Source organism: Aeromonas sp. MR19, assembly GCF_963899305.1.
Classification (GTDB): Bacteria; Pseudomonadota; Gammaproteobacteria; order Enterobacterales; family Aeromonadaceae; genus Aeromonas; species Aeromonas bestiarum.
Map to the genome: position 1 here is coordinate 99,908 of NZ_CAWQWZ010000054.1, position 26,412 is coordinate 126,319.

The 26,412-nt window shown below is 61.6% G+C and carries 26 protein-coding genes; 16 read left to right on the top strand and 10 right to left on the bottom strand.

Features of this window, described 5'->3' with window-relative positions; all coding sequences use genetic code 11:
• Positions 1-19: 19 nt before the first annotated feature.
• A complete protein-coding gene (gene xapA / locus AACQ95_RS22140; protein ID WP_241280001.1) occupies positions 20-847 on the bottom strand; it encodes a xanthosine phosphorylase in 828 nt (275 codons plus the stop codon).
• A 327-nt stretch (positions 848-1,174) separates the two neighbouring features.
• Between xapA and AACQ95_RS22145 the strand changes: the two genes are divergently transcribed.
• Together AACQ95_RS22145 and AACQ95_RS22150 are read left to right on the top strand one after the other, a co-directional pair.
• Positions 1,175-2,113, top strand: a complete 939-nt coding sequence (locus AACQ95_RS22145; protein WP_241280003.1) for a LysR family transcriptional regulator — start codon at positions 1,175-1,177, stop codon at positions 2,111-2,113.
• 170 nt (positions 2,114-2,283) lie between these two features.
• Complete coding sequence (locus tag AACQ95_RS22150; RefSeq protein WP_103471517.1) at positions 2,284-2,472, top strand: hypothetical protein; 189 nt, start codon at positions 2,284-2,286, stop codon at positions 2,470-2,472.
• Between the two features lie 85 nt (positions 2,473-2,557).
• Here AACQ95_RS22150 and AACQ95_RS22155 read toward each other — a convergent pair whose 3' ends face one another.
• Positions 2,558-2,872, bottom strand: a complete 315-nt coding sequence (locus AACQ95_RS22155) for a hypothetical protein (protein ID WP_241280005.1) — start codon at positions 2,870-2,872, stop codon at positions 2,558-2,560.
• A 202-nt stretch (positions 2,873-3,074) separates the two neighbouring features.
• On the opposite strand from AACQ95_RS22155, the gene AACQ95_RS22160 reads away from it, so the two are divergent.
• A complete protein-coding gene (locus AACQ95_RS22160; protein WP_098980633.1) occupies positions 3,075-3,929 on the top strand; it encodes a lytic transglycosylase domain-containing protein in 855 nt (284 codons plus the stop codon).
• A gap of 109 nt (positions 3,930-4,038) precedes the next feature.
• Positions 4,039-4,869, top strand: coding sequence for a phosphorylase family protein (locus tag AACQ95_RS22165; RefSeq protein ID WP_241280007.1), 831 nt, complete (start codon positions 4,039-4,041; stop codon positions 4,867-4,869).
• 147 nt (positions 4,870-5,016) lie between these two features.
• Here AACQ95_RS22165 and AACQ95_RS22170 read toward each other — a convergent pair whose 3' ends face one another.
• Positions 5,017-5,523, bottom strand: coding sequence for a YgjV family protein (locus AACQ95_RS22170; RefSeq protein WP_241280009.1), 507 nt, complete (start codon positions 5,521-5,523; stop codon positions 5,017-5,019).
• A gap of 57 nt (positions 5,524-5,580) precedes the next feature.
• A complete protein-coding gene (locus tag AACQ95_RS22175) occupies positions 5,581-6,156 on the bottom strand; it encodes a Crp/Fnr family transcriptional regulator (RefSeq protein ID WP_241280010.1) in 576 nt (191 codons plus the stop codon).
• Between the two features lie 242 nt (positions 6,157-6,398).
• Between AACQ95_RS22175 and ettA the strand changes: the two genes are divergently transcribed.
• From ettA to AACQ95_RS22190, 3 genes are all read left to right on the top strand, one after another.
• On the top strand, positions 6,399-8,066 hold the full coding sequence (gene ettA / locus AACQ95_RS22180) for an energy-dependent translational throttle protein EttA (RefSeq protein ID WP_043135128.1): 1,668 nt from the start codon (positions 6,399-6,401) through the stop codon (positions 8,064-8,066).
• 93 nt (positions 8,067-8,159) lie between these two features.
• Positions 8,160-8,495 carry a hypothetical protein gene (locus tag AACQ95_RS22185; RefSeq protein WP_043135129.1) on the top strand — a complete coding sequence of 112 codons (336 nt, stop codon included), beginning with the start codon at positions 8,160-8,162 and terminating at the stop codon, positions 8,493-8,495.
• A gap of 263 nt (positions 8,496-8,758) precedes the next feature.
• A complete protein-coding gene (locus AACQ95_RS22190) occupies positions 8,759-10,102 on the top strand; it encodes an NCS2 family permease (protein WP_043135131.1) in 1,344 nt (447 codons plus the stop codon).
• Between the two features lie 73 nt (positions 10,103-10,175).
• Here the strand turns inward: AACQ95_RS22190 and djlA are convergent, their stop codons facing one another.
• The 3 genes from djlA to AACQ95_RS22205 are packed head-to-tail and all read right to left on the bottom strand — an operon-like array spanning position 10,176 to position 12,710.
• Positions 10,176-11,012 (bottom strand): co-chaperone DjlA, encoded by an 837-nt coding sequence (djlA, locus tag AACQ95_RS22195; protein ID WP_043135133.1) that lies wholly within the window; start codon positions 11,010-11,012, stop codon positions 10,176-10,178.
• Positions 11,013-11,031: 19 nt separating this feature from the next.
• Positions 11,032-11,700 carry an N-acetylmuramate alpha-1-phosphate uridylyltransferase MurU gene (gene murU / locus AACQ95_RS22200; protein WP_241280011.1) on the bottom strand — a complete coding sequence of 223 codons (669 nt, stop codon included), beginning with the start codon at positions 11,698-11,700 and terminating at the stop codon, positions 11,032-11,034.
• Positions 11,697-12,710: an aminoglycoside phosphotransferase family protein gene (locus tag AACQ95_RS22205; protein WP_241280013.1), complete on the bottom strand. Its 1,014-nt coding sequence runs from the start codon at positions 12,708-12,710 to the stop codon at positions 11,697-11,699. Before AACQ95_RS22205 ends, murU begins: the two co-directional genes overlap by 4 nt.
• 174 nt (positions 12,711-12,884) lie before the next feature.
• Between AACQ95_RS22205 and lptD the strand changes: the two genes are divergently transcribed.
• From lptD to AACQ95_RS22235, 6 genes are read left to right on the top strand one after another with little or no spacing between them, the layout of a single operon-like run.
• Positions 12,885-15,317, top strand: coding sequence for an LPS assembly protein LptD (gene lptD, locus AACQ95_RS22210; RefSeq protein ID WP_241280015.1), 2,433 nt, complete (start codon positions 12,885-12,887; stop codon positions 15,315-15,317).
• A gap of 30 nt (positions 15,318-15,347) precedes the next feature.
• Entirely contained in the window at positions 15,348-16,646 is a 1,299-nt protein-coding gene (surA, locus tag AACQ95_RS22215; RefSeq protein ID WP_241280016.1) for a peptidylprolyl isomerase SurA, read from the top strand.
• A complete protein-coding gene (gene pdxA, locus AACQ95_RS22220) occupies positions 16,646-17,641 on the top strand; it encodes a 4-hydroxythreonine-4-phosphate dehydrogenase PdxA (protein ID WP_043135141.1) in 996 nt (331 codons plus the stop codon). The genes surA and pdxA overlap by 1 nt, the downstream gene beginning before the upstream one ends.
• The gene (gene rsmA / locus AACQ95_RS22225; protein WP_011899041.1) at positions 17,631-18,458 is read left to right on the top strand and encodes a 16S rRNA (adenine(1518)-N(6)/adenine(1519)-N(6))-dimethyltransferase RsmA; all 828 of its coding nucleotides are present in this window, start codon (positions 17,631-17,633) and stop codon (positions 18,456-18,458) included. Before pdxA ends, rsmA begins: the two co-directional genes overlap by 11 nt.
• Positions 18,459-18,462: 4 nt before the next feature.
• Positions 18,463-18,825: a Co2+/Mg2+ efflux protein ApaG gene (apaG, locus tag AACQ95_RS22230; RefSeq protein ID WP_043135142.1), complete on the top strand. Its 363-nt coding sequence runs from the start codon at positions 18,463-18,465 to the stop codon at positions 18,823-18,825.
• 6 nt (positions 18,826-18,831) lie between these two features.
• On the top strand, positions 18,832-19,653 hold the full coding sequence (locus tag AACQ95_RS22235) for a symmetrical bis(5'-nucleosyl)-tetraphosphatase (protein ID WP_043135143.1): 822 nt from the start codon (positions 18,832-18,834) through the stop codon (positions 19,651-19,653).
• A 163-nt stretch (positions 19,654-19,816) separates the two neighbouring features.
• Here the strand turns inward: AACQ95_RS22235 and AACQ95_RS22240 are convergent, their stop codons facing one another.
• From AACQ95_RS22240 to AACQ95_RS22250, 3 genes are all read right to left on the bottom strand, one after another.
• Entirely contained in the window at positions 19,817-20,326 is a 510-nt protein-coding gene (locus tag AACQ95_RS22240; RefSeq protein ID WP_241280018.1) for a DUF6622 family protein, read from the bottom strand.
• Positions 20,327-20,436: 110 nt separating this feature from the next.
• Positions 20,437-20,937, bottom strand: coding sequence for a 2TM domain-containing protein (locus AACQ95_RS22245; protein ID WP_043135144.1), 501 nt, complete (start codon positions 20,935-20,937; stop codon positions 20,437-20,439).
• Positions 20,938-21,129: 192 nt separating this feature from the next.
• On the bottom strand, positions 21,130-22,119 hold the full coding sequence (locus AACQ95_RS22250) for a luciferase-like monooxygenase (RefSeq protein ID WP_241280019.1): 990 nt from the start codon (positions 22,117-22,119) through the stop codon (positions 21,130-21,132).
• A gap of 312 nt (positions 22,120-22,431) precedes the next feature.
• On the opposite strand from AACQ95_RS22250, the gene AACQ95_RS22255 reads away from it, so the two are divergent.
• The 3 genes from AACQ95_RS22255 to AACQ95_RS22265 all read left to right on the top strand — a co-directional run bounded on the left by AACQ95_RS22255 (position 22,432) and on the right by AACQ95_RS22265 (position 26,388).
• A complete protein-coding gene (locus AACQ95_RS22255; protein ID WP_043135146.1) occupies positions 22,432-22,872 on the top strand; it encodes a DUF1842 domain-containing protein in 441 nt (146 codons plus the stop codon).
• Positions 22,873-22,931: 59 nt separating this feature from the next.
• Complete coding sequence (locus AACQ95_RS22260; RefSeq protein ID WP_241280069.1) at positions 22,932-25,904, top strand: HD domain-containing phosphohydrolase; 2,973 nt, start codon at positions 22,932-22,934, stop codon at positions 25,902-25,904.
• A 133-nt stretch (positions 25,905-26,037) separates the two neighbouring features.
• Positions 26,038-26,388 carry a hypothetical protein gene (locus tag AACQ95_RS22265; protein ID WP_241280021.1) on the top strand — a complete coding sequence of 117 codons (351 nt, stop codon included), beginning with the start codon at positions 26,038-26,040 and terminating at the stop codon, positions 26,386-26,388.
• Positions 26,389-26,412 lie beyond the last annotated feature (24 nt).

The following is a 26,412-nucleotide window of genomic DNA, read 5'->3' on the forward strand; positions in this document are numbered from 1 at the left end:
ACCTCCTGGTCGTTCCTGCTTACTGGAAGTGGTGCTGGATGAAGGTGTTGATGAGGCGGATGAAGTCCGCTTCCGCCAGCTTGGCGCACTTGAGGGTCTGCTCGTGGGAGAGCTGCACGTCGCCGAGCCCCTCCGCCATGTTGGTGATGGCGCAGATGGCCAGCACCGGCAGACCACAGTGGGCGGCACTGACCACCTCGGGCACCACCGACATGCCCACCACGTCGCCGCCGATGATCTGCATCATGCGGATCTCGGCGGCTGTCTCGAAACAGGGGCCGCTGTAGGAGACGAACACCCCCTGATTGACGGCGATCCCCTCGCGCTCGGCCAGCGCCAGCGCCTCGCCCCTCAGCCCCTTGTCATAGGCATTGGCTAGGCTGAAGAAGCGCGGGCCGTAGGCCTCGTCGTTGGCGCCAGTCATGGGGGTGCCCGGCATGGTGTTGATGTGATCGTTGAAGATGACCAGGGAGCCGACCCCGATCCGCTCCGGGCGCAGCGAGCCGGCGGCGTTGGTCACCAGCAGCAGCTCGCAGCCCAGGCGCTTGAAGGTGCGCACCGGGGTGGTCATCACCTTCATGGTTTCGTGTTCGTAGTAGTGGCCGCGCCCCTTCATGCAGACCACGTCCACCCCGTGCCGCTTGCCGAGCACCAGCTCGCCACTGTGACCGGCCACGGTACTGACCGGGAAACCGTCCAGCTCCTCGTAGGGGATGGTGACCTTCTCCTCCAGCCCGTCGGCCAGCACGCCGAGGCCTGAACCCAGGATCATGGCGGCGCGGGGGGCAAAACCCGGCTTGCGGGCAAGAATGGTGGCGACGGCGTTGAGTACCGGATCTTGTTGCATGAGCTGCACCTCTTGAGGCTGTAAATGGGACATGGGGCTCACTCTAGGGGAGGTATTCGGCGATAAAAATCGCTAAAATCGGCCTGACTATCCCGTTTTTCAGCACAATCAGACGAGCGATAGCAGGCATAGGGTGCCCAAACGCGCAGAAACGGCGCTGATTGGCCCTTATTGTCAACCAGTCGGCGCGCTGGCCGCAGAAAAGCGGTGGCGAGAGTGTGAGCCGGATCGACCAGGCGCCGTGCACGGGCCCAGCTGCCAGCACAACCCGATGCGCAATCTTTGACGGGGATCGCACCCGGCTCCCCATACTGACAGGAGGTCAGCTTGTCCCTCGACAGTCACTGGCGCGATCGCGTCACCCTCAAGATGCTGCGCTACTTCCATGCAGTAGCCTGCCACGGCCACTTCAGCCGGGCCGCCGAGCAGCTCAATGTTTCAAAGTCTCCACTCAGTGCCCAAATCAAGGAGCTGGAGAGCGTGCTGGGGCTGGCCCTGTTCGAACGCCACACTCGCCAGGTGAGCCTCACCGCCACAGGCCGTCTGTTGCTGGATGAGTGTGCCCTGCTGTTCGACGTGCTGGAGAGCGGCCTCAACAAGGTGGTGCAGGCGGGGCGCATGGAGCGCAACCAGATCCGCATCGGGCTGGTCAGCTCCATCTTCTGGGCGGGCTTTGGCGAGGTGATCCGCCAGTGTCACAGGATCCATCCCGAGTTCGAGATCTCCTTCACCGAGCTGTCGCCGGAGAAGCAGAAGCAGGCGCTGGCCAGCAAGGAGATAGATCTCGGTCTCGCTCGCTTCGCCGACACCTTCAACATCCATCCGCTGCAGGCCGAGAGCATCTATCGCGAACCCATGGTGCTGGCAGTATCGGATGAGCACCCGCTGCGGGATCGCAAGCGGGTCTCCCTCACCGAGCTGGCGGGCGAGCGCTTCGTGCTGATGAGCCGGGCCAACTCGGCCTCCACCGACCTCATCATCAACTCCTGCCTGGTAGAGGGCTTCTACCCCCACCTCAGTCAGGAGGTGGTCGAGCCCAATACCCTGATGGCGGTGGTGGCCACCAGCCAGCAGGTTGCGCTCGCCCCGGCCAGCTACGGCCGCCAGAAATGGCCCCATGTGCGTTTCATCCGGCTGGAGCAGCAGATCCCGGCCGATCTCTGCGTGCTCTATGCCCCGCACAGTGCCGAGCAGAGCGCATCGCCCGTGATCCGCCACTTCATCGATACCATGAGCGAGCAGATGAACCTGGCGCCCGATGAGTGATGAATGGATCAGATCGCCGAGTCTCGCCCGACGCATCAGGATGCGCGCGGTGACCACCACATATGGACACAGACACGCGCAGGCACGGCGCGGTATACTGCCGGGCGTGGCGTCATACGGGAACAGCTTCCGGGCCATGCCAGATCACCATGATGAGAAGGAGTCACCTCATGATCCGAACCCTGCTGTTGCTGGGCGCCGCCCTCGCCGCCTGTGCATTGCAACAGAGCCATACCCTGCTGCCCCTGCTCAGCCTGCTGGCCCTGCTCTCGGTCTGGGTGGCGAGTGAAATCGGTCTGATGTACCGCCAGTTGCCCGCCGCCAGAGAAGATGAGCAGACGCATCATCTCGACGTCTAGCTGCAACGCCACTGACAACCTCTGCTCCCAACCCTTTGCTCGGCCAGTGCCGCCCGGAATAGCCATGACCCAGATCCGCCCCCTGTTATCCCTCCTGATACTGCTCACAGGCCTGCATGTCGTCCCAGCCCTGGCCCAATCCCCCTGCCCGGCAGGCACGGACTGCGCAACCCATGCCGCTGCCAATGACAGCAATATGGAGGGTGAGAACGGGAGTTACGGGACCAATGGAACTGACGGCGCCAACGGAACCGATGGGGCTAATGGGGCCGATGGGGCCGATGGGGCCGATGGGGCCGATGGGGCCGATGGGGCCGATGGGGCCGATGGGGCCGATGGGGCCGATGGGGCCGATGGGGCCGATGGGGCCGATGGGGCCGATGGGGCCGATGCTAGCCACTAGAGGCGTGTCTGCAACACTCTTTTTCTACCCATAACGCCTGGATGGCACAGTCACAGCTCCTGCCGCGCCTGCATTTCACACTGGTTCCATACCGTTTTGATCTCTGGAGGAGTGGATCCATAACAACAGGATCCACTGGATTAATGGCGGAACGGGCCATGTTCCCCTATATCTTCTGTACCCCAACAGGAGAGAATCCATGTCGAGCCTCAGCGAAAACAGGCTGTTTTTGCTGCTTTTTTTATCGCTGTTGCTGGCCGGTACCGTGCAGGCAGCGGCGCAAAGCAGGGATTTCAGACAGGCGCCCAAGGCGCTCAGCGCACTGAAAAAAGGTCAGGTGGCACAGAGTCAGGGCAACCTGACCCAGGCCATCCACTTCTACTGCGCCGCCGCCACGACGGGCAATCCGGAAGGTTACTTCCGCATCGGCCGTCTGCTCGCCACAGGCCCTGGCTCGGTGCGCAACCCCAGGATGGCCAACGCCTACCTCGCCATGGCGATGCGTCTTGGCAACCAGCAGGCCACTCGCTACTACAACGCCCGCATCGGCAATGCCGTCATGGGGGATCAGTGTGGCGCCGGGGTCGGCGGGGGTGGCGGCTACTTCGCCGAGATCCCCAGTACCCCCTTCAACCTGGATGCCTATCTGGCCCGCCAGTCCCCGGCCAAGCAGAAGCTGGTCATCATGCTGCGCAGTGCCGCCAAGCGTCACCGCATCGATGAGCGACTGGTGCTGGCCATCGCCATCGCCGAATCCAATCTCAACAGCAGCGCCGTCTCCCCCAAGAACGCCCAGGGGCTGATGCAGCTCATCCCCGAGACCCAGCAGCGCTTCGGCGTCACCCGCCCCTTCGACCCCGAGCAGAACATCAAGGGCGGGGTAGCCTACCTCAAGTGGCTGCATACCCACTTCGACGGCAACTGGACCCTGATGTCGGCGGCCTACAACGCCGGCGAGAAGTCGGTGGAGCAATACGGGGGCATACCCCCTTATCAGGAGACCCAGCAATATGTGCGGCGGGTCCTCTACTTCGCGGGTCACAAGCAACCCTGAGAGATGCCGCCAGCGGCGGCATTTATTGACAACATTCACATCCGCGTTTGCGCAACCGTTTGCCTTTCGGTAGGATCCTGCGCTTCCTCGCAAGACCAACAGGTAACCCATGAACTTCATCAAACGCTGCTCGCGTCTGCTCACACTGTTTGCCCTCTTCTCCTCTGCCGTCACGGCGGCCAGCCCGGCCCCCATCCTGATCCAGGGGGCCATGGATGTCGAAGTGGAGACCCTGGTGGCCGCCCTGAAAGACAAGAAGGAGCTGACCGTGGGGGCCTGGACATACTGGCAGGGCACTATCTCTGGCTATCCTGTGGTCATCTCCCGCACCGAGGTGGGTCTGGCCAATGCCGCTGCCGCCACCACCCTCGCCATGGAGCGCTTTCAGCCGCGCCTCATCATCAACCAGGGCACAGCGGGCGGCCATGATCCGGCGCTGCACCGGGGAGATATCGTCATAGGCACCAGGAGCTTCAACATGGGCGCCTATCGCAGCGACCTTGCCCCGGCCGAGCAGGGGGTCGACCCGAGCAAATGGCACAACTTCGATGTGACCATGCGCCTGCGCGACAAGGGCAAGCTGGTGGAGCACAGCTCGTTTGCCGGTGACCCCGAGCTGGTCGGCCGCGCCCTCGGCATGGCCGAGCGCTATCGCCATGGCCGCGTAGTCCCTGGCATCATAGGCACCGCCGACGAGTGGAACCGGCAGGTGGCCCGCATCAACTGGCTGCACCAGACCTACAACACCGCAGCAGAAGAGATGGAGACCTCCTCCGCCGCCCTGGTGGCCGAGGCCTACAAGGTGCCCTTTGTCGGGATCCGGGTGCTATCCAATACGGATCTCCATGACGAGGAGTTCGATCCCCAAACGGCCATCCACTGCCAGCAGTTCGTCATCGATTACGCAAAGGCGCTCATCAACGGCTTCAACAAAGCCTGATACGCCAAAGAGGCCGCCACAATGGCGGCCTCTTTGCCTTGCCTACCCAGATCCACCGCCAAACCCAAACCAGCCGCAATATCCCGCACTTCCATCAAGGTCCTGACCGGGCCAGCCTGCAACACGGCAACACGGACCCGCATATGACTAGCTAACACACGCCTTGCGCCCATGGTGGCGGTAGTAACCCACCAGATTGCTGACCATGAAGAGCCCCTCCATCAGTGCCGCCACCGGTGAGCCCACCAGCAGGTTGTTGGCCAACCAGCAGAGGGTGCCGAGCAGCATCCAGCGCCGCAGCAGGCGATCATCCTGGCAGAAGGCGGCCCGGGTTTGCAGCAGGCTGCCCAGCAGACCGAGCAGCGCCAGCGGCCCCTGATAGGTCGCCAACACGGCTGCGCAGGCCAACCCCATAAATAACCACATCAGGACGCGGCTCGTTGCCAGCATGCTGACCAGAAAACGCACGCAGGCCAGCAGCAAGAGGCTGGCGGCCGACCCCTGCCCCAGCAACGCGAAATGGCCGGCATTGAGCACGCAGGAGAGGGCCAGACAGGCCAGGATCCCCCTGCGATCCCGCAGCTGAAACGACAATAGATCCAGCAGCAAGGCCAGGCTCACCACCAGTTGCGACCACAAAAACAGCGACATCATCCATCCCTCCAATCACCTTCGAATGGCGCAGCATGAGGGGATGACAAGGGGGCGGCATTAACTCCTGTTAATGCGCCGGCGGATCCGCGACAGGGTGACCGGGCTGATGCCGATGTAGTTGGCGAGCTGCACCTGAGTGAGCCGCGCCGGCCAGTGGGGGAAGGTGTGGCAGAGCTCCCGGTAGCGTTCCTCGGGGGAGTGCAGCAGCAAAAAGGCCTCCTTGCGCTCCTTGTAGCCCAGCTGCTGGCGCAGCTGGGCCAGGCAGACCGCCTGAAACGCCGGCTCATCCAAGAGGGCGAGCGGTACACGCACCACCTGCAGGGCCGTGAGTGCCTCCAGCTGGTAGCGGGCAGGTGCGCCACTCAGCCAGCTGTCATAGAGCAGGCAGAGTTCCTCTTCGAAATAGAACTCCTTGCAACGCTCCTGCCCGTCCCGGGTGTAGTGACAGGCGCGGGCTATGCCCTGTTCGACATAAAACGCCGCCTCTTGCCGTGCCCCTTGCGCCAGCAAAACTTGACCGGCGCTCAGGGTCAGTCGTGGCAAGCGCTGGCAAAGGACGTCACTCACAGCCGCGTCCAATCCCATTGCGGTGAGAAAGGCCGCCAGTGAAGGTGTCTGGGGGGATGCGGTCATGACGGCTCCGGGACAAAAAGAAGCCCACATGATGCCAAGATTGCGCGGCTGATGCAGCAAGACGTGACAGCCTCGGCAAAGGGGGGCGCCAACCGGGCGCCACCTTTGCCCACCCCTGTCCATTGGTTTACAATCGACGAGTTTTTTGGAACCGGGTTGGCGGCGTGCCGACCTGGCCCCACCACGACATCAGTCCGTTAGTGCCAAGACATTAACCTGCTGAAAAGGAAGAGAATTAGCCAATGGCTCAATTTATTTACACCATGAACCGGGTCGGCAAGGTAGTGCCGCCCAAGCGTCATATCCTCAAGAACATCTCCTTGAGCTTCTTCCCGGGCGCCAAGATAGGCGTACTGGGTCTGAACGGTGCCGGTAAGTCCACCCTGCTGCGCATCATGGCCGGTATAGATACCGAGATCGAAGGGGAAGCCCGTCCGCAGCCCGGCATCAAGATCGGCTACCTGCCCCAGGAGCCGAAGCTGGATCCGGAGCAGACAGTCCGCGAAGCGGTGGAAGAGGCGGTCGGCGAGGTCAAACGCGCCATGGCCCGTCTCGACGAGGTCTATGCGGCCTACGCCGATCCGGATGCGGATTTTGACAAGCTGGCCCGCGAACAGGGCGAGCTGGAAGCCATCATCCAGGCCCAGGGTGGCCACAACATGGAAAACCAGCTGGAGCGCGCGGCCGATGCCCTGCGCCTGCCGGCCTGGGACGCCAAGATCCAGCACCTCTCAGGTGGTGAACGCCGTCGCGTGGCCCTCTGCCGCCTGCTGCTGGAAAAGCCGGACATGCTGCTGCTGGATGAACCGACCAACCACCTGGATGCGGAATCCGTGGCCTGGCTGGAGCGCTTCCTGCACGACTATGAAGGCACAGTCGTGGCCATCACCCACGACCGCTACTTCCTCGACAACGTGGCTGGCTGGATCCTGGAGCTGGACCGCGGCGAAGGTATCCCGTGGGAAGGCAACTACTCCTCCTGGCTGGAGCAGAAAGATGCCCGTCTGGCTCAGGAAGCCAGCTCCGAAGCCGCTCGTCGCAAGTCCATCGAGAAGGAGCTGGAATGGGTTCGTCAGAACCCGAAAGGCCGTCAGGCCAAGTCAAAGGCCCGTATGGCTCGCTTCGAAGAGCTCAACACCAACGACTACCAGAAGCGCAACGAGACCAACGAGCTGTTCATTCCGCCCGGACCCCGCCTCGGCGACAAGGTGCTGGAAGTGGCCAACCTGCGCAAATCCTACGGTGATCGCGTGCTGATCGACGATCTGTCGTTTGCCATTCCGAAGGGGGCCATCGTCGGCATCATAGGGCCTAACGGGGCCGGTAAATCCACCCTGTTCCGCATGATGTCGGGTCAGGAGCAGCCGGATTCCGGCACCATCACCTTGGGCGATACCGTGGTGCTGGCCTCGGTGGATCAGTTCCGCGACAGCATGAACGACAAGAAGACGGTGTTCGAAGAGGTCGCCGACGGTCAGGACATACTGCGCATCGGCACCTACGAGTTCCCGAGCCGTGCCTACATAGGCCGCTTCAACTTCAAGGGCGCCGATCAGCAAAAACGCGTCGGCGAGCTGTCCGGTGGTGAACGTGGCCGTCTGCATCTGGCCAAGCTGCTGCAGACCGGCGGCAACGTGCTGCTGCTGGATGAACCGACCAACGATCTGGACATCGAAACCCTGCGCGCCCTCGAGAACGCCCTGCTGGAGTTCCCGGGTTGTGCCATGGTCATCTCCCACGATCGCTGGTTCCTCGACCGTATCGCCACCCACATCCTGGACTACCAGGACGAGGGCAATATTGCCTTCTTCGAAGGCAACTTCACCGAATACGAAGAGTGGAAGAAGAAGACCTACGGCGCCGAGGCAGTCCAGCCTCACCGCGCCAAGTACAAGCGCATCACCAAATAAGGGTGACGGCGTCACAAGGGGAGCTCAGGCTCCCCTTTCTATTGCCTTTTGGCTTACAATCCAAGACGGATGCCTTTGCATGGATGTAGCAAGATGACGACCCAGACCCCCACAGAGAAGAAACTCACCATCCAGATCCGGGTCGAGCCCGGCTGCCTGGGGCCGGATGGCAAGGAGCATATCGAGACCTTCTGTGTCGCCGCCGCCAAGATTTTCTCTGTCATCGATCCTGACCTGGTGAGCTGGGTGCTGATCCCGCGCTACGACAAGCAGTTGCCGGAGCAGGAGTTCTTCATCGAGGGACGCAAGCTGACCGAGGAGCAGGCCAGCCTGTTTCTGCGCCGTGTCGGTCGGGAGCTGGGAGAGGTGCAGGATAGACTCGACTCTGTGCTGGCCCAGCTGGTGGAGCGTTACTTCAAGACACTTTAAGTCCCTTCTTCCCGAAAAAGGTTCTCCAGCGAGAACCTTTTTTCATGCTCAAATAGCAAACGTTTGAATTTTTGCTCTATTCATTGATCCGCTTCGCAGATCCGGGGTTTGTAAACGGCGCCGCCTGTGTGAAAATGTGCGCGCTGTCACGGTATCAGGACGAGTCTGGTCACTTAACCACCAGAAACAGGGCAACCACTCCCGCATGGATGGGATGGCCCTTTCCCCTGCTGCTTATTTCACGTCACCTATTGGAATCCAACATGAATCAACCACACCAGGCCCCCACACAGGCCGCCGGGCAAGGATTGCTTGAGCGTCTGTTTGCCCTGCAAGGCCATGGCACCACGGCCCGCACCGAGGTCATCGCCGGCATCACCACCTTCCTGACCATGGTCTACATCGTCTTCGTCAACCCGCAGATCCTCTCCAATGCGGGCATGGACACCCAGGCGGTGTTCGTCACCACCTGCCTGATCGCCGGTATAGGCAGCATACTGATGGGCCTGCTGGCCAATCTGCCCATCGCCCTGGCCCCCGCCATGGGGCTGAACGCCTTCTTCGCCTTCGTGGTGGTGGCCGGCATGGGGTACTCCTGGCAGGTCGGCATGGGCACCATCTTCTGGGGCGCCCTGGGTCTGTTGATCCTGACCCTGCTGCGGGTGCGCTACTGGCTGATCGCCAACATACCGCTCACCCTGCGGGTCGGCATCACGGCCGGCATCGGCCTGTTGATCGCCCTGCTGGGCCTGCACAACGCCGGCATCGTAGTGGCGAGCCCCGCTACTATGGTGACGGTGGGCAACCTCACCTCCCTGCCCTGCCTGCTGGGTCTGCTCGGTTTCTTCCTGATCTGCATCTTCTCCGCCCGCGGCGTTCACTCCGCCGTGCTGATCGCCATAGTGGTGACCACCACCCTGGGCTGGTTGTTTGGCGACGTCACCTTCAAGGGCTTCGTCTCCATGCCGCCGAGCATAACGCCGGTATTCGGCCAGCTGGACTTGATGGGGTCGCTGGACATCAGCCTGGCGGGGATCATCTTCTCCTTCATGCTGGTCAACCTGTTTGACTCATCAGGCACCCTGATCGGCGTCACCAACCGCGCCAAGCTGGCCGATGACAAGGGCCACTTCCCGCGCATGAAGCAGGCACTGCTGGTGGACAGCGTGAGCTCGGTGGGCGGCGCCTTCATGGGCACCTCCTCGGTCACCGCCTTTATCGAGAGCAGCTCAGGCGTCGCCGTCGGCGGCCGTACCGGCCTGACCGCCATAGTGGTCGGCGTGCTGTTCCTGCTGGCGATCTTCTTCTCCCCCGTCGCCGCCATGGTGCCTGCCTATGCCGCCGCCGGCGCCCTCATCTATGTGGGCGTGCTGATGTGCTCCGAGCTGACCCGGGTGAAGTGGGAAGACCTGACCGAAGCGGTACCGGCCTTCATGACCGCCGTCATGATGCCGTTCAGCTTCTCCATCACAGAGGGGATCGCCGTGGGCTTCATCTCCTACTGCGTAATGAAGGCGGGCACAGGCCGCTGGCGCGAGATCAACCCCTGCGTGCTGGTGGTCGCCCTGCTGTTCGTGCTCAAGTTCGTCTGGGTCGACAGCCACTAAGCCTGACTTTCGCACACAAAAATGCCCGTCATCGACGGGCATTTTTTATGGATGTTCCACGGCAATCTGAGGCTCAGCGGATACCGCGCGCCTCGCGGATCCACTCCCAGGCCTGCTGTATCTCCTGGGTCTTCTCCTTCGCCATCTCCATCATCTCGGGCGGCAGCCCCTTGGCGGCCAGCTTGTCCGGGTGATGTTTGCTCATCTCCTTGCGGTAGGCGCGCTTGATGTCCTGATCACTGTCGCTCTCGCTCACTCCGAGCAGCTGGTAGGCATCCTTGAGGCGATCCTTGGAGGGCGCCTCCTGCCGGTACTGTTGCCCGCCGTGCCCACCGTCCTGATACTGGCCGCCGTGAGCCCGGTTGAAGAAGTTCATCTGCGCCTCGGCCATGGCCAGGATGCGGGCCAGCTCGATGCGGCTGAAACCCAGCTCATCGGCGATGGTGTGCAGTATGGCGCGCTCGTTGGCCTCGACCTTGCCATCGGCAAAGGCGGCCTGCAGCTGCACCTCCAGGAAGAAGCGCAAAATGTCGCGCTGCCCCAGGCTGGCACGGCGGAATTCGGCCAGGGTTTCCTGCAGCGGGAACCCGGCCTCCTTGCCCAGCCGGAACGACTCCTGGGCGCGGGCCCGCTGATCGCCCACCAGCCGCATCCGATCCATCAGGTTGGACGCGACCCGGATCTCCTGCTCAGTGACCTGGCCGCTCGCCTTGGCGATATGGCCCATGACGGCGAAGGTGGCGTGGAAGAAGACCGCCTGCTGTTGCTGACTGGGGCCACGCTGGAACGCACCCCGAATACCCATGCCCCGATCGAAACGATGGCCGATCCAGAGGCCAAGCAGGGCACCAAAGATGTTGCCGAGCAGAAAACCGAAGAAGGCACCAAGCACCTTACCCCAAATACGCATGGTTCAAGACCTCGTGATGTTAATGAGAGTGCCCCAGCAGCTGGTCATCCAGCTCGCGCAGCCGCGAGACAGTGCCTATGTCCCGCCATTCGCCGGCCAGCAGGCTGCCACCGACCCGGCCTTGCGCCATCCAGTCGCGCAGCAGGGGGGCCAGCTTGCGCGCACCCGGCGACAAGTCGGCAAAGGCGGCGGGGTCATAGAGCCCGACTCCGCTGAAGGTGAAGGCCGGCGCATCCTGTACCCGACCCGCGTTAAGAGAGAAATCCCCGCCTGGATGCTGGGGTGGATTGGGCACCAACCAGAGGTGGGCCAGATCCTCCCCCAGTGGCTGGGTCACCAGGGTGCGATAGTCCAGGTCGAGCCAGGTATCGCCGTTGATCACCAGAAAAGGCGCAGGGCCGAGCAGGGGCAACGCCTGCACTATGCCACCGGCGGTTTCCAGCGCACTCGCCTCTGCCGACCAGTGAATCTGGACCCCGAACGCACTGCCGTCACCGAGCGCCTCCACCAGCTTGTGGCCGAGCCAGGCATGGTTGATGACAAGTGTGGTCACCCCGGCCGCCGCGAGCTTCTCGATATGGTGCACTATGAGCGGCTTGCCCCCCACCGCCAGCAGCGGCTTGGGCAGGCTGTCGGTGAGCGGGCGCATGCGCTCGCCACGGCCGGCGGCCAGGATCATCGCCTTCATGGTGTCACCTGCGCTGTGCGGTTGATCCCGGGCAGCACCACCTGCTCCAGCCACAGGCCGAAACGGGCCAGCACGGGATAGGTGGCGCCATGCTGGTGGCACGCGTCCACCACATAGCCCAAGGTGCGGGGAATGTCCTTGAGGTAACCGGATTTGCCGTCACGATGGGAGAGGCGGGTGAAGATGCCCGCCGCCTTCAGGTGACGCTGCATGCCGGTCAGGTCGGCATGACGACGGAAACTGGCATAGTCGAGTTCGCCAAGCAGTCCCGCCTGCTGCAGGGTATCGAAGCCCTGCCGCATGCCCTGCTCGATCACCGCATCCGGCCAGCGCACGTAGCAATCCTTGAGCAGGGAGACCAGATCATAGCTAAGAGGCCCGATGACCATGTCCTGAAAATCGATGATGGCCAGGGTGCTGGTCTCGGGCCTGTCGCCACCACACACCATCAGGTTGCGGCTGTGAAAATCCCGGTGCATCACCCCCTGCGGCTGGGCCAGGTTGTTGGCGGTGAGGCAGGCGAAGGTGTCATCCAGCAGCCGTTGCTCGGCCTCGCTGAGCTGCAATTGCAGGTGATGCCCCAGCAACCACTCGGGGAAAATGCTGTTTTCGCGGGCCATGAAGGCTGCGTCGAAGGGCTCCAACACCAGATCCACAGCCCCCAACCGGGGCAGCAGGGCGATGGCCTTGCCATACCAGGCATGCACGTTGTGCGCGTCCAGACAGCCGATAAGCTGGGTATCCCCCAGATCCGTCACCGCCAGCAGGCCCTGCTCATAATCCACAGCCCTGACCTCGGGCGCCAGCAACCCCATGGCATGCAGGGCGGCTGCATTACGAACAAACTCATGATTTTTTTCAGTTTTCGGATTGGCGTCCACCCACACCAGGCCGGCGCCACGGTGGTAGCGGCGAAAACTGGCGTCACCGGAAATCAGGGTCAACTGAAGGTTGGCATCACCGGAGATCCGGCGCGCCCATTGCAATAGCAGGGAATCGCGATCGTACATAAGTCGGGGACCAAATTGGAAAGCAGCACTTGGCTGTTAGCCCTGGCCGCAATAATGCTTTATCATTGCTGGCTAACATAAAGCAATGACATGCAATGTCAACTCGATGAATCCTGTCGTAAAATGCATGTCTTGAATCAGCCGTAGCTACCACGGATTGCGCGAGTCTTTCACATGACAAAATGGACACTGGGGTACGCTTATCCCATCGCCCTGACCATCAGCCTTGTTCCAGCCCTGACCCCTGCCATGGTGCAGGCGGCACCGCTGACGCCGCCGCCCGCCACCGGGATCCTGGACGGGCTCTGCTATGACTATGTTCCCAAAATAGAGCGACTGGCCCCGGACAAGGATGCCAACGCCCAACCCGTCGAAGTGGATGCGGATCGGCTCGAGGCCAAGCAGGGCGGCACCGCCGTCTATCAGGGCGACGTCAAGGTTCGCCAGGGTGTGCGCAAATTTGACTCAGATTATGCCGAGCTCGATCAGAAGAGCCGGGATGTCATCGCCATCGGCAACATCTATTACAACGATGGCCAGATCACCGTCACCAGTGACAAGACCCTGAAATCCAACCTGGATACCAAGAATTCCGAGCTGGAAGAGGGCAAGTATCAGGTGCATGGTTCGCCGGTGCGCGGCTCCGCCGACCGGGTCACCATGACCAACAACAACCAGAACATCACCCTGGAAGGGGCCCAGTACACCACCTGCCCGCCGGGCCAGGAAGTGTGGACCCTCAAAGCGGGCAGCATAGACATAGATCAGACAGAGGTGTTCGGGGAAGCCTGGAACGCCAGCCTCTGGCTCTATGACTATCCGGTCTTCTACTTCCCCTATATCAACTTCCCCATCAAGGATGAGCGCAAGACGGGTCTGCTTTACCCGGGTTATACCCAGAGTTCCCGCAACGGCATGGACATCACCCAGCCGTTTTACTGGAACATAGCCCCCAACTACGACGCCACCATCACCTCCCGCTTCATGGACAAACGGGGCCTGATGGAGCAGGTGCAGTTCCGCTACATGCCGGATCCGGCCCACGTCGGCAGCCTCTATTTCGAGAATCTGGCGGACGACAAGCAGTATGACCCGACCGATCCCAGCTTCACCGGCCTGGATGACGGTCATCGCTACCTGCTCAACGCCCGCCACACCTCAATGTTTGCCGACAACGCCATGCGGGTCTCGGTCGACTACACCAAGGTGCGGGATCGGGATTACAACTACTACAACGACTTCTCCCCCAAGGTGGGCACCCAGGTCGAGAACCAGTTGCAGCAGTCCCTGATGGCCGGCTACTTCCAGCCCAACTGGAACATCAATACCGAGGTGCGGACCTACCAGATCCTGCTGGCCAGTGCCCAGCAGCCCCACGAGCTGATGCCACGCATCAACCACAACTACTACCAGCAAGGCAACTGGTACGATCTGGCCTGGAACACCGAGATCACCAAGTTCGGTTACAACAATGCACAGGCCATAGAGCAGAACCAGGGCAGCGCCTACACGGGTACCCGGGTCTACACGGCCCCGACCCTGACCATGCCGCTGATCGACGAGGCGGGCTACTACCTCGACAGCCAGTACAAGCTGATGTACACCCGTTACGATCAGGAAGTGCCGGACAACATGAGCTCCACCTTCGTCAATCGCTTCACCCCTGCGGGTGCAAGCGGCGTCACCCTGGACGAAGGCATCATCACCCGGACCCTGCCCTCCTTCCGCCTCAAGGGCGGCATGACCTTCGAGCGCAACCAGAACTGGTTTGGTGACGATGCCAACCAGACCCTGGAGCCCGAGTTCCAGTACCTCTATGTGCCCTACAAGGATCAGGACAACATAGGCGTCTATGACTCCACCAATATGCGTCAGGACTACTACAGCCTGTTCAGCGATCGCCGTTATGCAGGTCTGGACCGCATCAGCGACTCAAATCGCGTCTCGCTCGGTGTCACCACCCGGGTCTATGATGCGGCTGGCGATGAACGAATTCGGCTGGCCGTTGCCCAAGCTTTCGATTTTGTTGCGCCCAGGGTCAAGCTCTACCCCAGCGAATCCTTGGTAACCAACACCCGCTCCCCGCTGTCGTTTGAGGGAGACGCCAAGATCAATGAACAGTGGTTTGCCCATGCCGGTGCGCAATATGATATGGATCAGAGCGAGATCAGCTCGGCCAACAGCGCCATCGAGTATCGCCGCGAGAAGCTGATCAGCCAGCTGAACTACCGCTTCGTACGCGATGCCAACTACGACCTGTCCAACACCAACCAGGTCGCTGACCTCAACCAGGTCGGCATGCTGTTGACCACGCCGCTCAATGATCAGTGGCACCTCTACGGTGGCTACTATCAGGACCTCGATCAGGGAGTGAAGGTGGATCGCAAGGTGGGTCTGAAATATGACTCCTGTTGCTGGAGCATCAACTTCAACCTGGAGTGGGTCAACACCCCGGATAACGTGACCATGCGTCCGACCTCGGAGCGCAGCCTGGGCATTCAGTTTGAAATGAAAGGATTGGGTAGCGTGGGTACCGGCTCCAAGGGCACCTCCCTGGATACCGAAGCACTGCCTTACATTCGTCCGTTTAACCTGCGAGACCAGTAACCGGTCTGGCAAACGCCTTGAGAGATGGATATGAAGAAGACGTTGATTTCCCTGCTGACTGCAGGCCTGTTCGGAGCCATGAGTCAGGGTGCCTTCGCCGCCCCCGAGCTGATGGACAAGGTGCTTGCCGTGGTCAACAAGGACGTGGTGCTGGCCAGCCAGCAGGAAGCCCTGGTACAGAAAGTCAAAAGCTCGGCCCAGGAGAGCGGTCAGTCCCTGCCTGACGATGCCACCCTGCGCAAGCAGGCGCTGGATCGCCTGATCCAGGAGAGCCTGCAGCTGCAACTGGCGGATCGTCAGGGCCTCAAGATCAGCGACACCCAGCTGGAGCAGGCCATCCAGAGCATAGCCGCCGACAACAAGATGACGGTGGAGCAGCTGCGTGCCCAGCTGGCCCGCGAAGGGCTGACCTATGCCCAGTACCGGGAAGAGGTGCGCCGCGAGATATTGATGAACGAGGTGCGCCGCAACCAGGTGCGCCGCCGCATCAACATCTCGGAGCAGGAGGTCAAGCAGGTGGTGGACATACTCGCCAAGCAGGGCCAGCAGCAACAGCAGTACCATGTCGGTCATATCCAGATTGCCCTGCCGGACAACCCGAGCGCCGAGCAGCTCAACGCCGCCAAGAGCAAGATTGAACGCATCCTGGCCTCCCTCAAGCAGGGGGCCGACTTCCGCAAGCTGGCCATTGCCGAGAGCAACGGTCCCAAGGCCCTGGAAGGGGGCGACTGGGGCTGGATGAGCCCGCAAGAGATGCCGACCCTGATGGCCGAAGCGGTACAGGGCGCCAAGAAGGGTGACATAGTGGGTCCGCTGCGCTCGGGCGCCGGTCTGCACATCATCAAGGTGTTCGATGCCAAGGGCCAACAGCAGGTCGTACAGACCGAAGTGCGCGCCCGCCACATCCTGATCAAGCCCTCCATCATCCTGAGTGAAGAGAAGGCCAAGGGCATGCTGGACGGCATACTGCACGACATCAAGAGCGGCAAGGCCAGCTTCGCCAGTCTGGCGGAGAAGTATTCCGAAGATCCGGGCTCTGCGGTGCAGGGCGGCGAGCTGGGCTGGTCTGATCCCAACGTCTATGTGCCGGAATTCCGCGACATGGTCAACCGCCTCAAGCCGGGTGAGCTGAGCGCCCCCTTCCGCACGACCCACGGCTGGCACATTGTCCAACTGGAAGAGCGTCGCAGCCAGGATGCCACCAACAAGGCCCAGGAACAGCGCGCCTATCAGCTGATCTTCAACCGTCGCTTCACCGAAGAGTCCCAGGCCTGGCTGGACGAGCTGCGTGACGAGGCCTACATCCAGATCGAAGGCGCCGGCAGCTGATGAGCTGTCGTCGTCTCGCCGTCACGCCGGGTGAACCGGCCGGGATAGGCCCGGATCTGGTGCTGCAGATAGCCCAGCAGGATTGGCCCCACCAGCTGGTGGTGATCGCCGATCCCGCCCTGATGCTCGAACGGGCCGCCCTGCTGGGACTGCCCATCGAGCTGGAACCCTATGACGCCAAGGCCCCTGCCCAACCGCAGCGGGCGGGCACCCTGACCCTCTGTCCGGTCACCCTGGGCGCCCCCGTGGTGCCGGGTGAACTCGATGAAGGCAATGGCGCCTATGTGCTGGCGACCCTGCAGCGCGCCTGCGACGGCAACCTCAGCGGCGAGTTCGCCGCCGTGGTGACCGGCCCGGTGCACAAGGGGATCATCAACCAGGCGGGTGTCTCGTTCAGCGGTCACACCGAGTTCTTCGCCCAGCAGTCGGGCACCGCCGATGTGGTGATGCTGCTGGCGACGGAAGGCTTGCGGGTGGCGCTGGCGACCACTCACATCCCGCTGGCCTACGTGGCGATGGCGATCACCGAAGATCGTCTCGGCAAGGTGATCCGCATCCTGGATGCGGATCTCAAAACCAAGTTTGGCATCGCCAAGCCCCGAATTTACGTCTGCGGCCTCAATCCCCATGCCGGGGAAGGGGGCCATCTCGGCCGTGAAGAGATTGACGTGATCGAACCCGCCCTGGCCGGCTTGCGCCAGGAGGGGATAGATCTGGTCGGCCCGCTGCCGGCCGATACCCTGTTCCAGGACAAATACCTCAAGGATGCGGATGCGGTACTCGCCATGTACCACGACCAGGGACTGCCCGTGCTCAAATACAAGGGCTTCGGCAGCTCGGTCAATATCACCCTTGGACTTCCTTTCATCCGCACTTCGGTGGATCACGGCACTGCGCTGGATCTCGCAGGCAAGGGCCTGGCGGATCCGGGCAGTCTGATCACCGCGATTAACCACGCCATCAAGATGGTAGAGAAAAAAAGATATGAGCAGTAAGGTGCAGAGCAACAAGGTGCACATGGGCCACACGGCCCGTAAGCGTTTCGGTCAGAACTTCTTGCACGACCGCTATGTGATCGATCAGATAGTGGCCGCCATCAATCCGCAACCGGGTCAGAACCTGGTGGAGATAGGTCCCGGTCTGGCCGCGCTGACCGAACCGGTCGCCTCCCAGATGGACAAGATGACGGTGGTCGAGCTTGACCGGGATCTGGCCGCGCGCCTGCGTGAGCATCCGACCCTCAAGGACAAGCTGACCGTGATCGAGGCCGACGCCATGCGCTTCGACTTCGGCACCCTGATGGGGGAAGGCAAGGGGCCGCTGCGCATCTTCGGCAACCTGCCCTATAACATCTCCACCCCGCTCATCTTCCACTTGTGTGATTTCGCCGACCGGGTCGAAGACATGCACTTCATGCTGCAAAAGGAAGTGGTCCTGCGGATGTCCGCCGGTCCGGGCAGCAAGGCCTATGGCCGCCTGAGCGTCATGGTGCAGTACTACTGCCAGGTGATCCCGGTACTGGAAGTGGGCCCCGGCGCCTTCAAACCGGCACCGAAAGTGGATTCTGCCGTGGTCCGTCTGGTGCCGCACAAGAACCCGACAATCGTCGCCAAAGACATCCGCTGCCTGAGCCGCGTCTGTACCGAAGGCTTTGGCCAGCGCCGCAAGACCATCCGCAACAGCTTCGCCAACTTCATCACGGACGCCCAGCTGACCGAGCTTGGCATCGATGGCAACCTGCGCCCGGAGAATCTCTCCCTCGAGCAGTTCGTCATGATCGCCAACTGGCTGGCGGATCAGCAACAGGCCTGATCCCGTGGCACACCCGCACATAGTGATCCGCCCATACCCCAGTTATGTGGCGGATACCCAAGACCCTTACCAGTTCCACTATCTGATCGAGATTGAGAATCTGGGGCCTGGCCCGGCGCAGCTGCTGCACCGGCGCTGGCTCATCACGGATGCCAATGGCAAGATGCTGGAAGTCGAGGGCCCCGGCGTCGTCGGGGAGCAGCCCCTGATTGCGGAAGGGGAGACCTTTCGCTATCAGAGCGGCGTGCCACTCGCCACCCCGCTGGGGGTGATGGAAGGGAGCTACACCCTGCAAGATGCGTCGGGACAGCAGTTCGAGGCGCCCATAGCGCCTTTTACGCTGGCCGTCCCCCACATTATTAACTGAGGTTTCATGGCGAACTGTTTTGTTGGCGATATCCAGGGCTGTTATGACGACTTGCGCCGTCTGCTGGATCTGGCCGAGTTCGATCCCGGCAACGATGTGCTCTGGCTCTGTGGTGACCTGGTCGCCCGCGGCCCGGACTCCCTCAACACACTGCGCTTCGTCAAGTCACTGGGAAGCCGCGCCGTCACAGTGCTCGGCAACCACGACCTGCACCTGCTGGCGGTGGCCGATGGTGTCGCGCCGCTCAAGAAGAAAGACAAGCTGCAAGCCCTGATGGAGGCCCCGGATCGGGACGAACTGCTGGAGTGGCTGCGTCATCGCCCCCTGCTGGCGGAGCACCCTGACCTGCCCATCATGATGGTGCATGCCGGCATCTCACCCGCATGGGACGCACGCACGGCGCGCAACTGCGCCCGCGAAGTGGAGAGTCTGCTGCGCGGCGATCAGTACAGCTGGCTGCTGCACAACATGTATGGCGATCTGCCCGATGGCTGGAGTGAGGATCTGGCCGGTATCGAGCGTTACCGCTACATCATCAACACCTTCACCCGCATGCGCTTCTGCTATTTCGACGGCCGGCTCGAGTTCAAGTGCAAGAAGGGCCCCACGGAGTCCACACCCGGCCTGCGCCCCTGGTTCGAGCAGCGTGAACACCACGTGGATGACCCCATACTGGTGTTCGGCCACTGGGCGGCCCTGATGGGCAACACCGGCAAGCAGGATATCAAGGCGCTGGATACCGGCTGCGTCTGGGGCAACAGTCTCACCCTGTGGCGTTATGAAGACGATGCCCTGATAGCGACACCCTGCCCCACTCACGCTAAATAAGCTTGCTCAGTGAATACTTGTAGTAATAAGCCCGACGCGATGTCGGGCTTTCTACTTCAGATATAAAGAGCTATTCATCCCCCACCAATTTAAACGTATTTAAAACATATAAGTCACGATATATAAATTAATATATGACGTATGTCTGTTGAAAATCACACAATTAACAACATTGTTTTTCTTGTTTAAAAATTAAATATAAATTCAACGTTCTGCCCCAGAGCACACCACTAATCAGCCCACTTAAAAAGCCAAATAAAAGATTGAAAGATAATGACCCCCTCAATTCTGGATCTACATTAAGAAAAGCATTCAACGTGTACTTTGTAATAAAAGCAATCATCACAAATATAATAACCCATGAAGTACCAGGCCAGATAATCAGATCACTTCCCTCTTTACTTTTTAACTGTGGACCACGACTCAAGATACACCAACCACATCCACAACCGAGCACTAACCCCACCACCATGGCTACTAACCCCCAGAACGAGAAGGCCAGGTCATAGCTCACACTGATTCCTCCCCATAAGAGAAAAAACAATGGCATAACGAACAAATGTTGAATCTCCATCTCTCTATCATTTAATGCACTGATCCCATTTACTATCAAGACGGCAAATAAGATCCAGACCCATATCGGAGTGCCAATAATGATGTTTACAAAAAACATGTCCCCTCCTTTGTAACCAATGGAGAAATCTAACTGTACTTGTCATAAACTATTTAATTAACTATTCATAAAATAAATTTAAAACCACGTTTAACTCGCAGTGGAAGATATTACAACTTGCGTCCCAGCCGTTTCTCTATCTGACGCCGTTCCCACTCGGGCCCGAACAACTTGAAGGGCTGGAACAGATTGATGGCATGGGAGATCAACCCCAATCCCCAGCCCAGCGCCGGCCACCAGGCCCAGATATAATCCGGATTGCTGAGGTAGTTGATGACAAACAGCCCGCAAATTACCAGCACATAGCTGGCGATGTGGTAGTAGAAGCCCTTGAGCCCCTCCACATAACGCATGGCCGCACGCTCCTCTGCCGACACCTGTACCGCATCCTGACCCATGGTTTCATTCCCTCTCATCTCGCGCTCCTGTTGTTGCGTCCCGTCTAACTGAGCCACATCAAGTTCAAAGACGGAGGCCAGGGCCTTGAGAGACTCCAGTCCGGGCTGCTGACCCTGTTCGATCCGCTGTATGGTGCGAACACTCAGGCCAGTCAGGGTCGCCAATTGATCCTGGGACCAACCCCGCTGTAATCTCAACTTCCTGACGATCATCATGAGCTCCTTGTGGTGATTGACAGGGCCAGCATAGGGCCTGAGTGGAGGGCGGTGACACGACAGATGCCCGACATCAACCTGACTATCCTTTAAAATCAATACGTTGAAAACATTTTATGAGCACTGTTGTCAATCGGCGGGCCAAGCACCTGGCTCGACCCGCCACAGTGACAAGCCCTGTCTGCCAGCTTACAGGCTATTCATCAGCTCGGCCGCAATCTCGAACGAGCGCAGACGGGCCTGATGATCGACGATGGGGCCATTGAACATCAGCTCATCGGCCCGGGTCTCGGCCAGCAGCGCCTTGAGGCCGTAACGTACCCGCTCCGGATCGCCGACCAGGGAGCGGGCCAGGGTCTGCTCCATCGCCATCAGTTCGCGGGGTGACCACTCTTCCCCCAGCTCGACCACGGGCGCGGGCAGCTTGCCCGCGTCACCGCGGTAGAGGCGCAGGAACTGCTGCTGCACAGTGGTGAACTGGAAGCGTGCCTCCCGCTCGCTGTCGGCAGCGATCATGTTGATGCAGACCACGGCATAAGGCTTGGGCCAGCGCGCCGAAGGGCGGTACTGGGTACGGTAGATCTCCAGCGCCTGCAACAACAGGGCGGGGGCGAAGTGGGAGGCAAAGCCGAATGGCAGCCCCATGGCCGCCGCCAGCTGGGCGCTGTAGAGGCTGGAGCCCAGCAACCAGATGGGCAGGTGCAGTCCCTGACCCGGCACCGCCTGTACCGCTCCCGCCTCGTCCCCAAAGTAGCTCATCAGTTCGCGCACATCCGCCGGGAACTCGTCCACCTCGCCGCTGCGCTGGCGCCGCAGCGCCTGCATGGTGCGCTGATCTGTGCCGGGTGCCCGGCCCAGCCCCAGATCGATGCGATCAGGGTAGAGTGAGGCCAGGGTGCCGAATTGCTCGGCGATCACCAGCGGCGAATGGTTCGGCAGCATGATGCCGCCGGCACCGATCCGCAGTGTGTTGGTGGCACCCGCCAGGTGGCCGATCAGCACAGAGGTGGCGGCGCTGGCGATGCCCGGCATGTTGTGGTGTTCGGCCAGCCAATAACGCAGGTAGCCCCAGCGCTCGGCATGTTGCGCCAACTCGCGCGAACGACGGAACGACTCGGCCGGCTGGGATCCTTCAGGGACGGGCACCAGATCGAGCACGGAATAGGGGATGGCAGACATGGGTCACTCCATTGATTCACAGACCAGTAACAAGGAGGGCAATGTAGCACGAGATACCTGAATGAATCACGCATCGGGCCGGCGAATTGCCCCCGCTCAATCTCTGGCGGGCCGACAACCGAAAGCGTCACACAGGCCGCACGCCTGATTTATCCTGCCCTGGCATCAGGTGGGATGGCGCTATGCCAGCCCTGACGGGGCGTCAACTGACAAGTTGCACAGTTACCCTCTCCGGCCGCAGGCGCTAGCATGCTGTGGCTCGTCGTCTGGTTGTGAGCTACACCCACCCTCTTCTTGCAGGAGAATACAGGCATGAATGCAATCACAGACACCAAGACCGGCCTCTTCCTCGCCTCTTTCGAGATTGGCAAAGCCATGCCGGGAGCACAACTGCTGCACCTGAACCTGGCCGTCTATACCCCGGGGGAGACGGTGAACGGCGTCGCTCACCTGACCCAGGCAACCAATCCACCGCTGGACATGGCCTCCGAACTGAAGGGCCAGTACACCTATATGTGTGTCATGCCCAAGCTGTGCCATATCCTGGTAACCGCCCAGGGTTATCCCATCATCAAGTGGCCGCAGGGTGGCGGGATCGGCCCAGTGATCCAGCCCAACTTCGAGCTGCGCATGGTGCTCAGCGAAGACTGGAAGTCAGGCACAGCCAACTACAAGTACCAGGACAGCCACCAGGTGTGGCACGAGGTGAAAGACGCCCCCGTCAACCTGGTCCCCGCCGCCGTACTGGCGTGATCCCCAAGACGGCCCCGCCAGGGGCCGTCACATCCGACGCCATATCCTGATACCGCTCAATCATTTATTGTGTTTTCTGTCATCCTGTTGGCACACTGGTAGTTGATCGTCTCTGCAATCGCCCGTGTGACAAGGATGCGTCCATGACAAGTGCCAGGCCAGGTCGTAAACCCTTCTATGTGCATATCGCCACCCTCTTCATCCTGCTGTTTACCCTGCTGGGCAGCGCCCTCATAGCGCTGCAATTCCAGCAAGGGGCACGCCAGGGGCTGGAGCATGAGCGACAGAACTTTCTGCAATACCGAGAACAGTTGTCCCTCGCGCTCCAGCTGAACGAGCGACCGGCCCGCATGTCGCTGAGCCTCTTGCGCAGCGGCCAGCTGGCGGCAATGACCAGCCTGGATGCTCGCCTGGGCTACCTGCCGCAACTGGCGGAGGTGCTGGCCAACAGCCCCAGCTATGGGGCCGTCTACGCCGGCTATGAGGATGGCGACTTCTTCCTGGTGCGCAAGCTGACCGGACGGGCCAGAGCCCAGCTGGACAAGGTGCCTGCCGCCAGCACCCTGCTGGTGCAGAGCCTGCATCAGGGCAAGGGGGAGTTTCTCTACTTCGATCAGCGGCTGACCCTGCTCGAGCGCCGGGCCATGCCCCTGTACCAGTTTGATCCCCGCAGCCGCGACTGGTACAAGCAGGCACGCTGGCGCACGGGGATCGCCACGACCAGCCCCTATCTCTTCTTTACCACCAAGGAGCCGGGCATGACGCTGGCGGTGGAGAGCGATGACAGACGGGCGGTGATCGGGCTGGATACCAGCGTAGAAGGGCTGTCGGCCCTGATCGGCAAGCTGCGCTTGCCAGCGCAGAGCCAGGTGATCCTGTTCGACGAATACGCCACCCTGCTGGCCGCCGATCCCAGGCATCTGCCCAGCTTCGAGCAGCTGAGCCAGCTGCCCACGCTGTCGGCGCTGTCCCATCCCGTGCTGACCCGGCTGCAACAGCAGATCAGCCGCCAACCCGCCCTGCTGAGCAGTCCGGTGGAGCTGAACCTGACCGCCGCCGATGACAGCGACTGGCTGGTCAACCTCTCCCCCCTCGGCGAGGGTTCCCCCTTCCATATCGCCCTGCTGGTGTCGGCCGATCTGCTCTATCAGCAGGCCCGCGACGAGGCACTGGTCAATCTCGGCTGGGCGCTGGCGGGCTTGCTGTTGCTGCTGCCGGTGATCTGGCTGGTCTCCCGCCGTACCGCCACCCCACTGCTGGCCCTGACCCAGGAGGCGGAGCGGATCCAGCACTTCGACTTCGGCGAGAGCCGGGTGCCTGAGTCGGCGATCCGCGAGATCGACGATCTGGCCCGTACCATGTCCGGCATGCGGCTGACCCTGGGCAACTTCATGAACATGGGCCGGGCGCTGGCGGCCGAACACCGCTTCGACTCCCTGCTCAGCCGCATACTGCAGGAGACCATAGCCGCGGTGCAGGCCCAAGGGGGCTGCCTCTACCTGGCGCAGGAGCAGAGCATGGTGGCGGTCCAGGCGAGTTGGCGACAGCAAGCCCTGCCCGCCGGGCAAGTCCCCTGGCAGGAGGCGCTGCTCGGCAAGCTGGCCCAGACAGAGCGGCTCACCCTGGCCGTCGACGAGCGCGGCTGGCAGCAGCATCTGGCGAGCTGGGGCCCCTTCCCCGGCCCCTGCCAGCTGGTGGCCGAGCCCCTGCGCAACCATAGACAGGAGCTGATCGGCTGCCTGCTGCTGATCCTGCCCGACTGCTCCGCCCGCGAGCTGGCCTCGCGCATCAGCCTGATCGAGGCGCTGGCGGGCACCTCGGCCTCCGCCATCGAGAACCAGCGCCTGCTGGAGGAGCAGAAACAGCTGCTGGAGTCCTTCATCGAGCTGATGGCCGGCGCGATCGATGCCAAGAGCCCCTACACAGGGGGTCACTGCCAGCGCGTGCCCGAACTGACCCGGATGCTGACCGAGGCGGCCTGTGCCCAGCAACAGGGCCCGTTCGCCGACTTTCGGCTCAATGAGGAGGAGTGGGAGGCCATCCATATCGCGAGCTGGCTGCACGACTGCGGCAAGGTCACCACGCCGGAGTTCGTGGTCGACAAGGCCACCAAGCTGGAGACCCTCTACGACCGGATCCACGAGATCCGCACCCGCTTCGAGGTGCTCAAGCGCGACGGTTACATAGAGGCGCTGGCGGCCCGCCTGCCGGCGTCCGAACGGGAAGCGGCCAGAGCGGAGGTGGCGCCGCTCTGGAGCACCCTGGACCAGGAGTTTGCCTTCGTCGCCGAGTGCAACCTGGGGGGTGAGTGGATGGCGCCGGAGAAGCTGACACGGCTGGATGCCATCGCCAGCCGCACCTGGCTGCGCACCCTGGATGACAGACTCGGCATCAGCCGGGAGGAACTCAAGCTGCGCCAGAGCGAGCCCGCCGCGCCACTGCCCTGCGTCGAGCCGCTGCTGGCCGACAAGGCGGCCCACCTCATTCCCCGCCCCGTTCACGACCGCCTGGATGAGCACAACCCCTGGGGTTTCAAGGTCAAGGTGCCCACCCATCTCTACAACCGGGGGGAGCGCTACAACCTGGCCATAGGCCGCGGCACCCTCACCGAGGAGGAGCGCTACAAGATCAACGAACACATCATCCAGACCATCCGCATGCTGGAGCGGCTCCCCTTCCCGCGCCACCTGCGCAGCGTGCCCGAGATCGCCGGCGGTCACCATGAGCGCATGGACGGCAAGGGTTATCCCCGTCAGTTGCTGGGGCAGCAGATGAGCATTCCGGCCCGCATCATGGCCATCGCCGACATCTTCGAGGCGCTGACCGCCAGCGATCGCCCCTACAAATCGGGCAAGACGGTGGCCCAGTCGCTGGCCATCATGCAGAGCATGGTGCGCGAGCAGCACATAGACCCGGCGCTGTTTGCCCTGTTTGTCGGCAGCGGCATCTGGCGCGACTATGCCGAGCGTTTCCTGGCGCCGGAGCAGCTGGACCAGGTGGATAGCGATGCCCTGCTGGCCGCACTGACGTAGGACGGGATCATATTTTCTTACATTTGTGCGCTGGTCTGAGCGCACCGGCTTGGTTATAACTGTGCCCCTATAGCGAAGGGGGAGCAAAAGACTCCCCCTCACTCTTTGTCACACCACACTGTTCAGGTTATCCATGTCAAAACATATCATCATGCTGGGCGCACTGGCGCTGTCCGGCTGCTCCCTGTTGTCGCCGCCCCCGCCCACAGTCACCCCGGTGCACCTGGCCGATGCCAGCCAGCACGGCTTCTATATCGAGTGCAGCAGCATGGCGGCCTGTTTCAATCAGGCCAACCAGACCTGCCCCCAGGGTTACAAGGAGACGGATCGCCGTCAACAGACGCTCTACTCCACCCAGTACACGACGGGCAGCTATGACGAGGAGAAGAAGCTCTACAAAGCGGGCAAGCCTTATCGCGTGGCCAGTACAGTCCATTCGCTGACCATTCAGTGCCCCACGGACTTGAGCATCACGCCGCGCTAGCAAGCAGCCGGCAACGAAAAAGGG

Excerpts from the sequence above, each read along its gene's own strand:
- AACQ95_RS22255 (WP_043135146.1), top strand. The coding sequence starts at position 22,432 with ATGAATGCAATCACAGACACCAAGACCGGCCTCTTCCTCGCCTCTTTC.
- AACQ95_RS22245 (WP_043135144.1), bottom strand. The coding sequence starts at position 20,937 with ATGATCGTCAGGAAGTTGAGATTACAGCGGGGTTGGTCCCAGGATCAA.
- AACQ95_RS22150 (WP_103471517.1), top strand. The coding sequence starts at position 2,284 with ATGATCCGAACCCTGCTGTTGCTGGGCGCCGCCCTCGCCGCCTGTGCA.
- xapA (WP_241280001.1), bottom strand. The coding sequence starts at position 847 with ATGCAACAAGATCCGGTACTCAACGCCGTCGCCACCATTCTTGCCCGC.
- surA (WP_241280016.1), top strand. The coding sequence starts at position 15,348 with ATGAAGAAGACGTTGATTTCCCTGCTGACTGCAGGCCTGTTCGGAGCC.
- AACQ95_RS22235 (WP_043135143.1), top strand. The coding sequence starts at position 18,832 with ATGGCGAACTGTTTTGTTGGCGATATCCAGGGCTGTTATGACGACTTG.
- AACQ95_RS22170 (WP_241280009.1), bottom strand. The coding sequence starts at position 5,523 with ATGATGTCGCTGTTTTTGTGGTCGCAACTGGTGGTGAGCCTGGCCTTG.
- AACQ95_RS22240 (WP_241280018.1), bottom strand. The coding sequence starts at position 20,326 with ATGTTTTTTGTAAACATCATTATTGGCACTCCGATATGGGTCTGGATC.
- murU (WP_241280011.1), bottom strand. The coding sequence starts at position 11,700 with ATGAAGGCGATGATCCTGGCCGCCGGCCGTGGCGAGCGCATGCGCCCG.
- AACQ95_RS22165 (WP_241280007.1), top strand. The coding sequence starts at position 4,039 with ATGAACTTCATCAAACGCTGCTCGCGTCTGCTCACACTGTTTGCCCTC.
- ettA (WP_043135128.1), top strand. The coding sequence starts at position 6,399 with ATGGCTCAATTTATTTACACCATGAACCGGGTCGGCAAGGTAGTGCCG.
- AACQ95_RS22250 (WP_241280019.1), bottom strand. The coding sequence starts at position 22,119 with ATGTCTGCCATCCCCTATTCCGTGCTCGATCTGGTGCCCGTCCCTGAA.
- lptD (WP_241280015.1), top strand. The coding sequence starts at position 12,885 with ATGACAAAATGGACACTGGGGTACGCTTATCCCATCGCCCTGACCATC.
- pdxA (WP_043135141.1), top strand. The coding sequence starts at position 16,646 with ATGAGCTGTCGTCGTCTCGCCGTCACGCCGGGTGAACCGGCCGGGATA.
- AACQ95_RS22205 (WP_241280013.1), bottom strand. The coding sequence starts at position 12,710 with ATGTACGATCGCGATTCCCTGCTATTGCAATGGGCGCGCCGGATCTCC.
- rsmA (WP_011899041.1), top strand. The coding sequence starts at position 17,631 with ATGAGCAGTAAGGTGCAGAGCAACAAGGTGCACATGGGCCACACGGCC.
- AACQ95_RS22265 (WP_241280021.1), top strand. The coding sequence starts at position 26,038 with ATGTCAAAACATATCATCATGCTGGGCGCACTGGCGCTGTCCGGCTGC.
- AACQ95_RS22185 (WP_043135129.1), top strand. The coding sequence starts at position 8,160 with ATGACGACCCAGACCCCCACAGAGAAGAAACTCACCATCCAGATCCGG.
- AACQ95_RS22190 (WP_043135131.1), top strand. The coding sequence starts at position 8,759 with ATGAATCAACCACACCAGGCCCCCACACAGGCCGCCGGGCAAGGATTG.
- AACQ95_RS22160 (WP_098980633.1), top strand. The coding sequence starts at position 3,075 with ATGTCGAGCCTCAGCGAAAACAGGCTGTTTTTGCTGCTTTTTTTATCG.
- AACQ95_RS22175 (WP_241280010.1), bottom strand. The coding sequence starts at position 6,156 with ATGACCGCATCCCCCCAGACACCTTCACTGGCGGCCTTTCTCACCGCA.
- djlA (WP_043135133.1), bottom strand. The coding sequence starts at position 11,012 with ATGCGTATTTGGGGTAAGGTGCTTGGTGCCTTCTTCGGTTTTCTGCTC.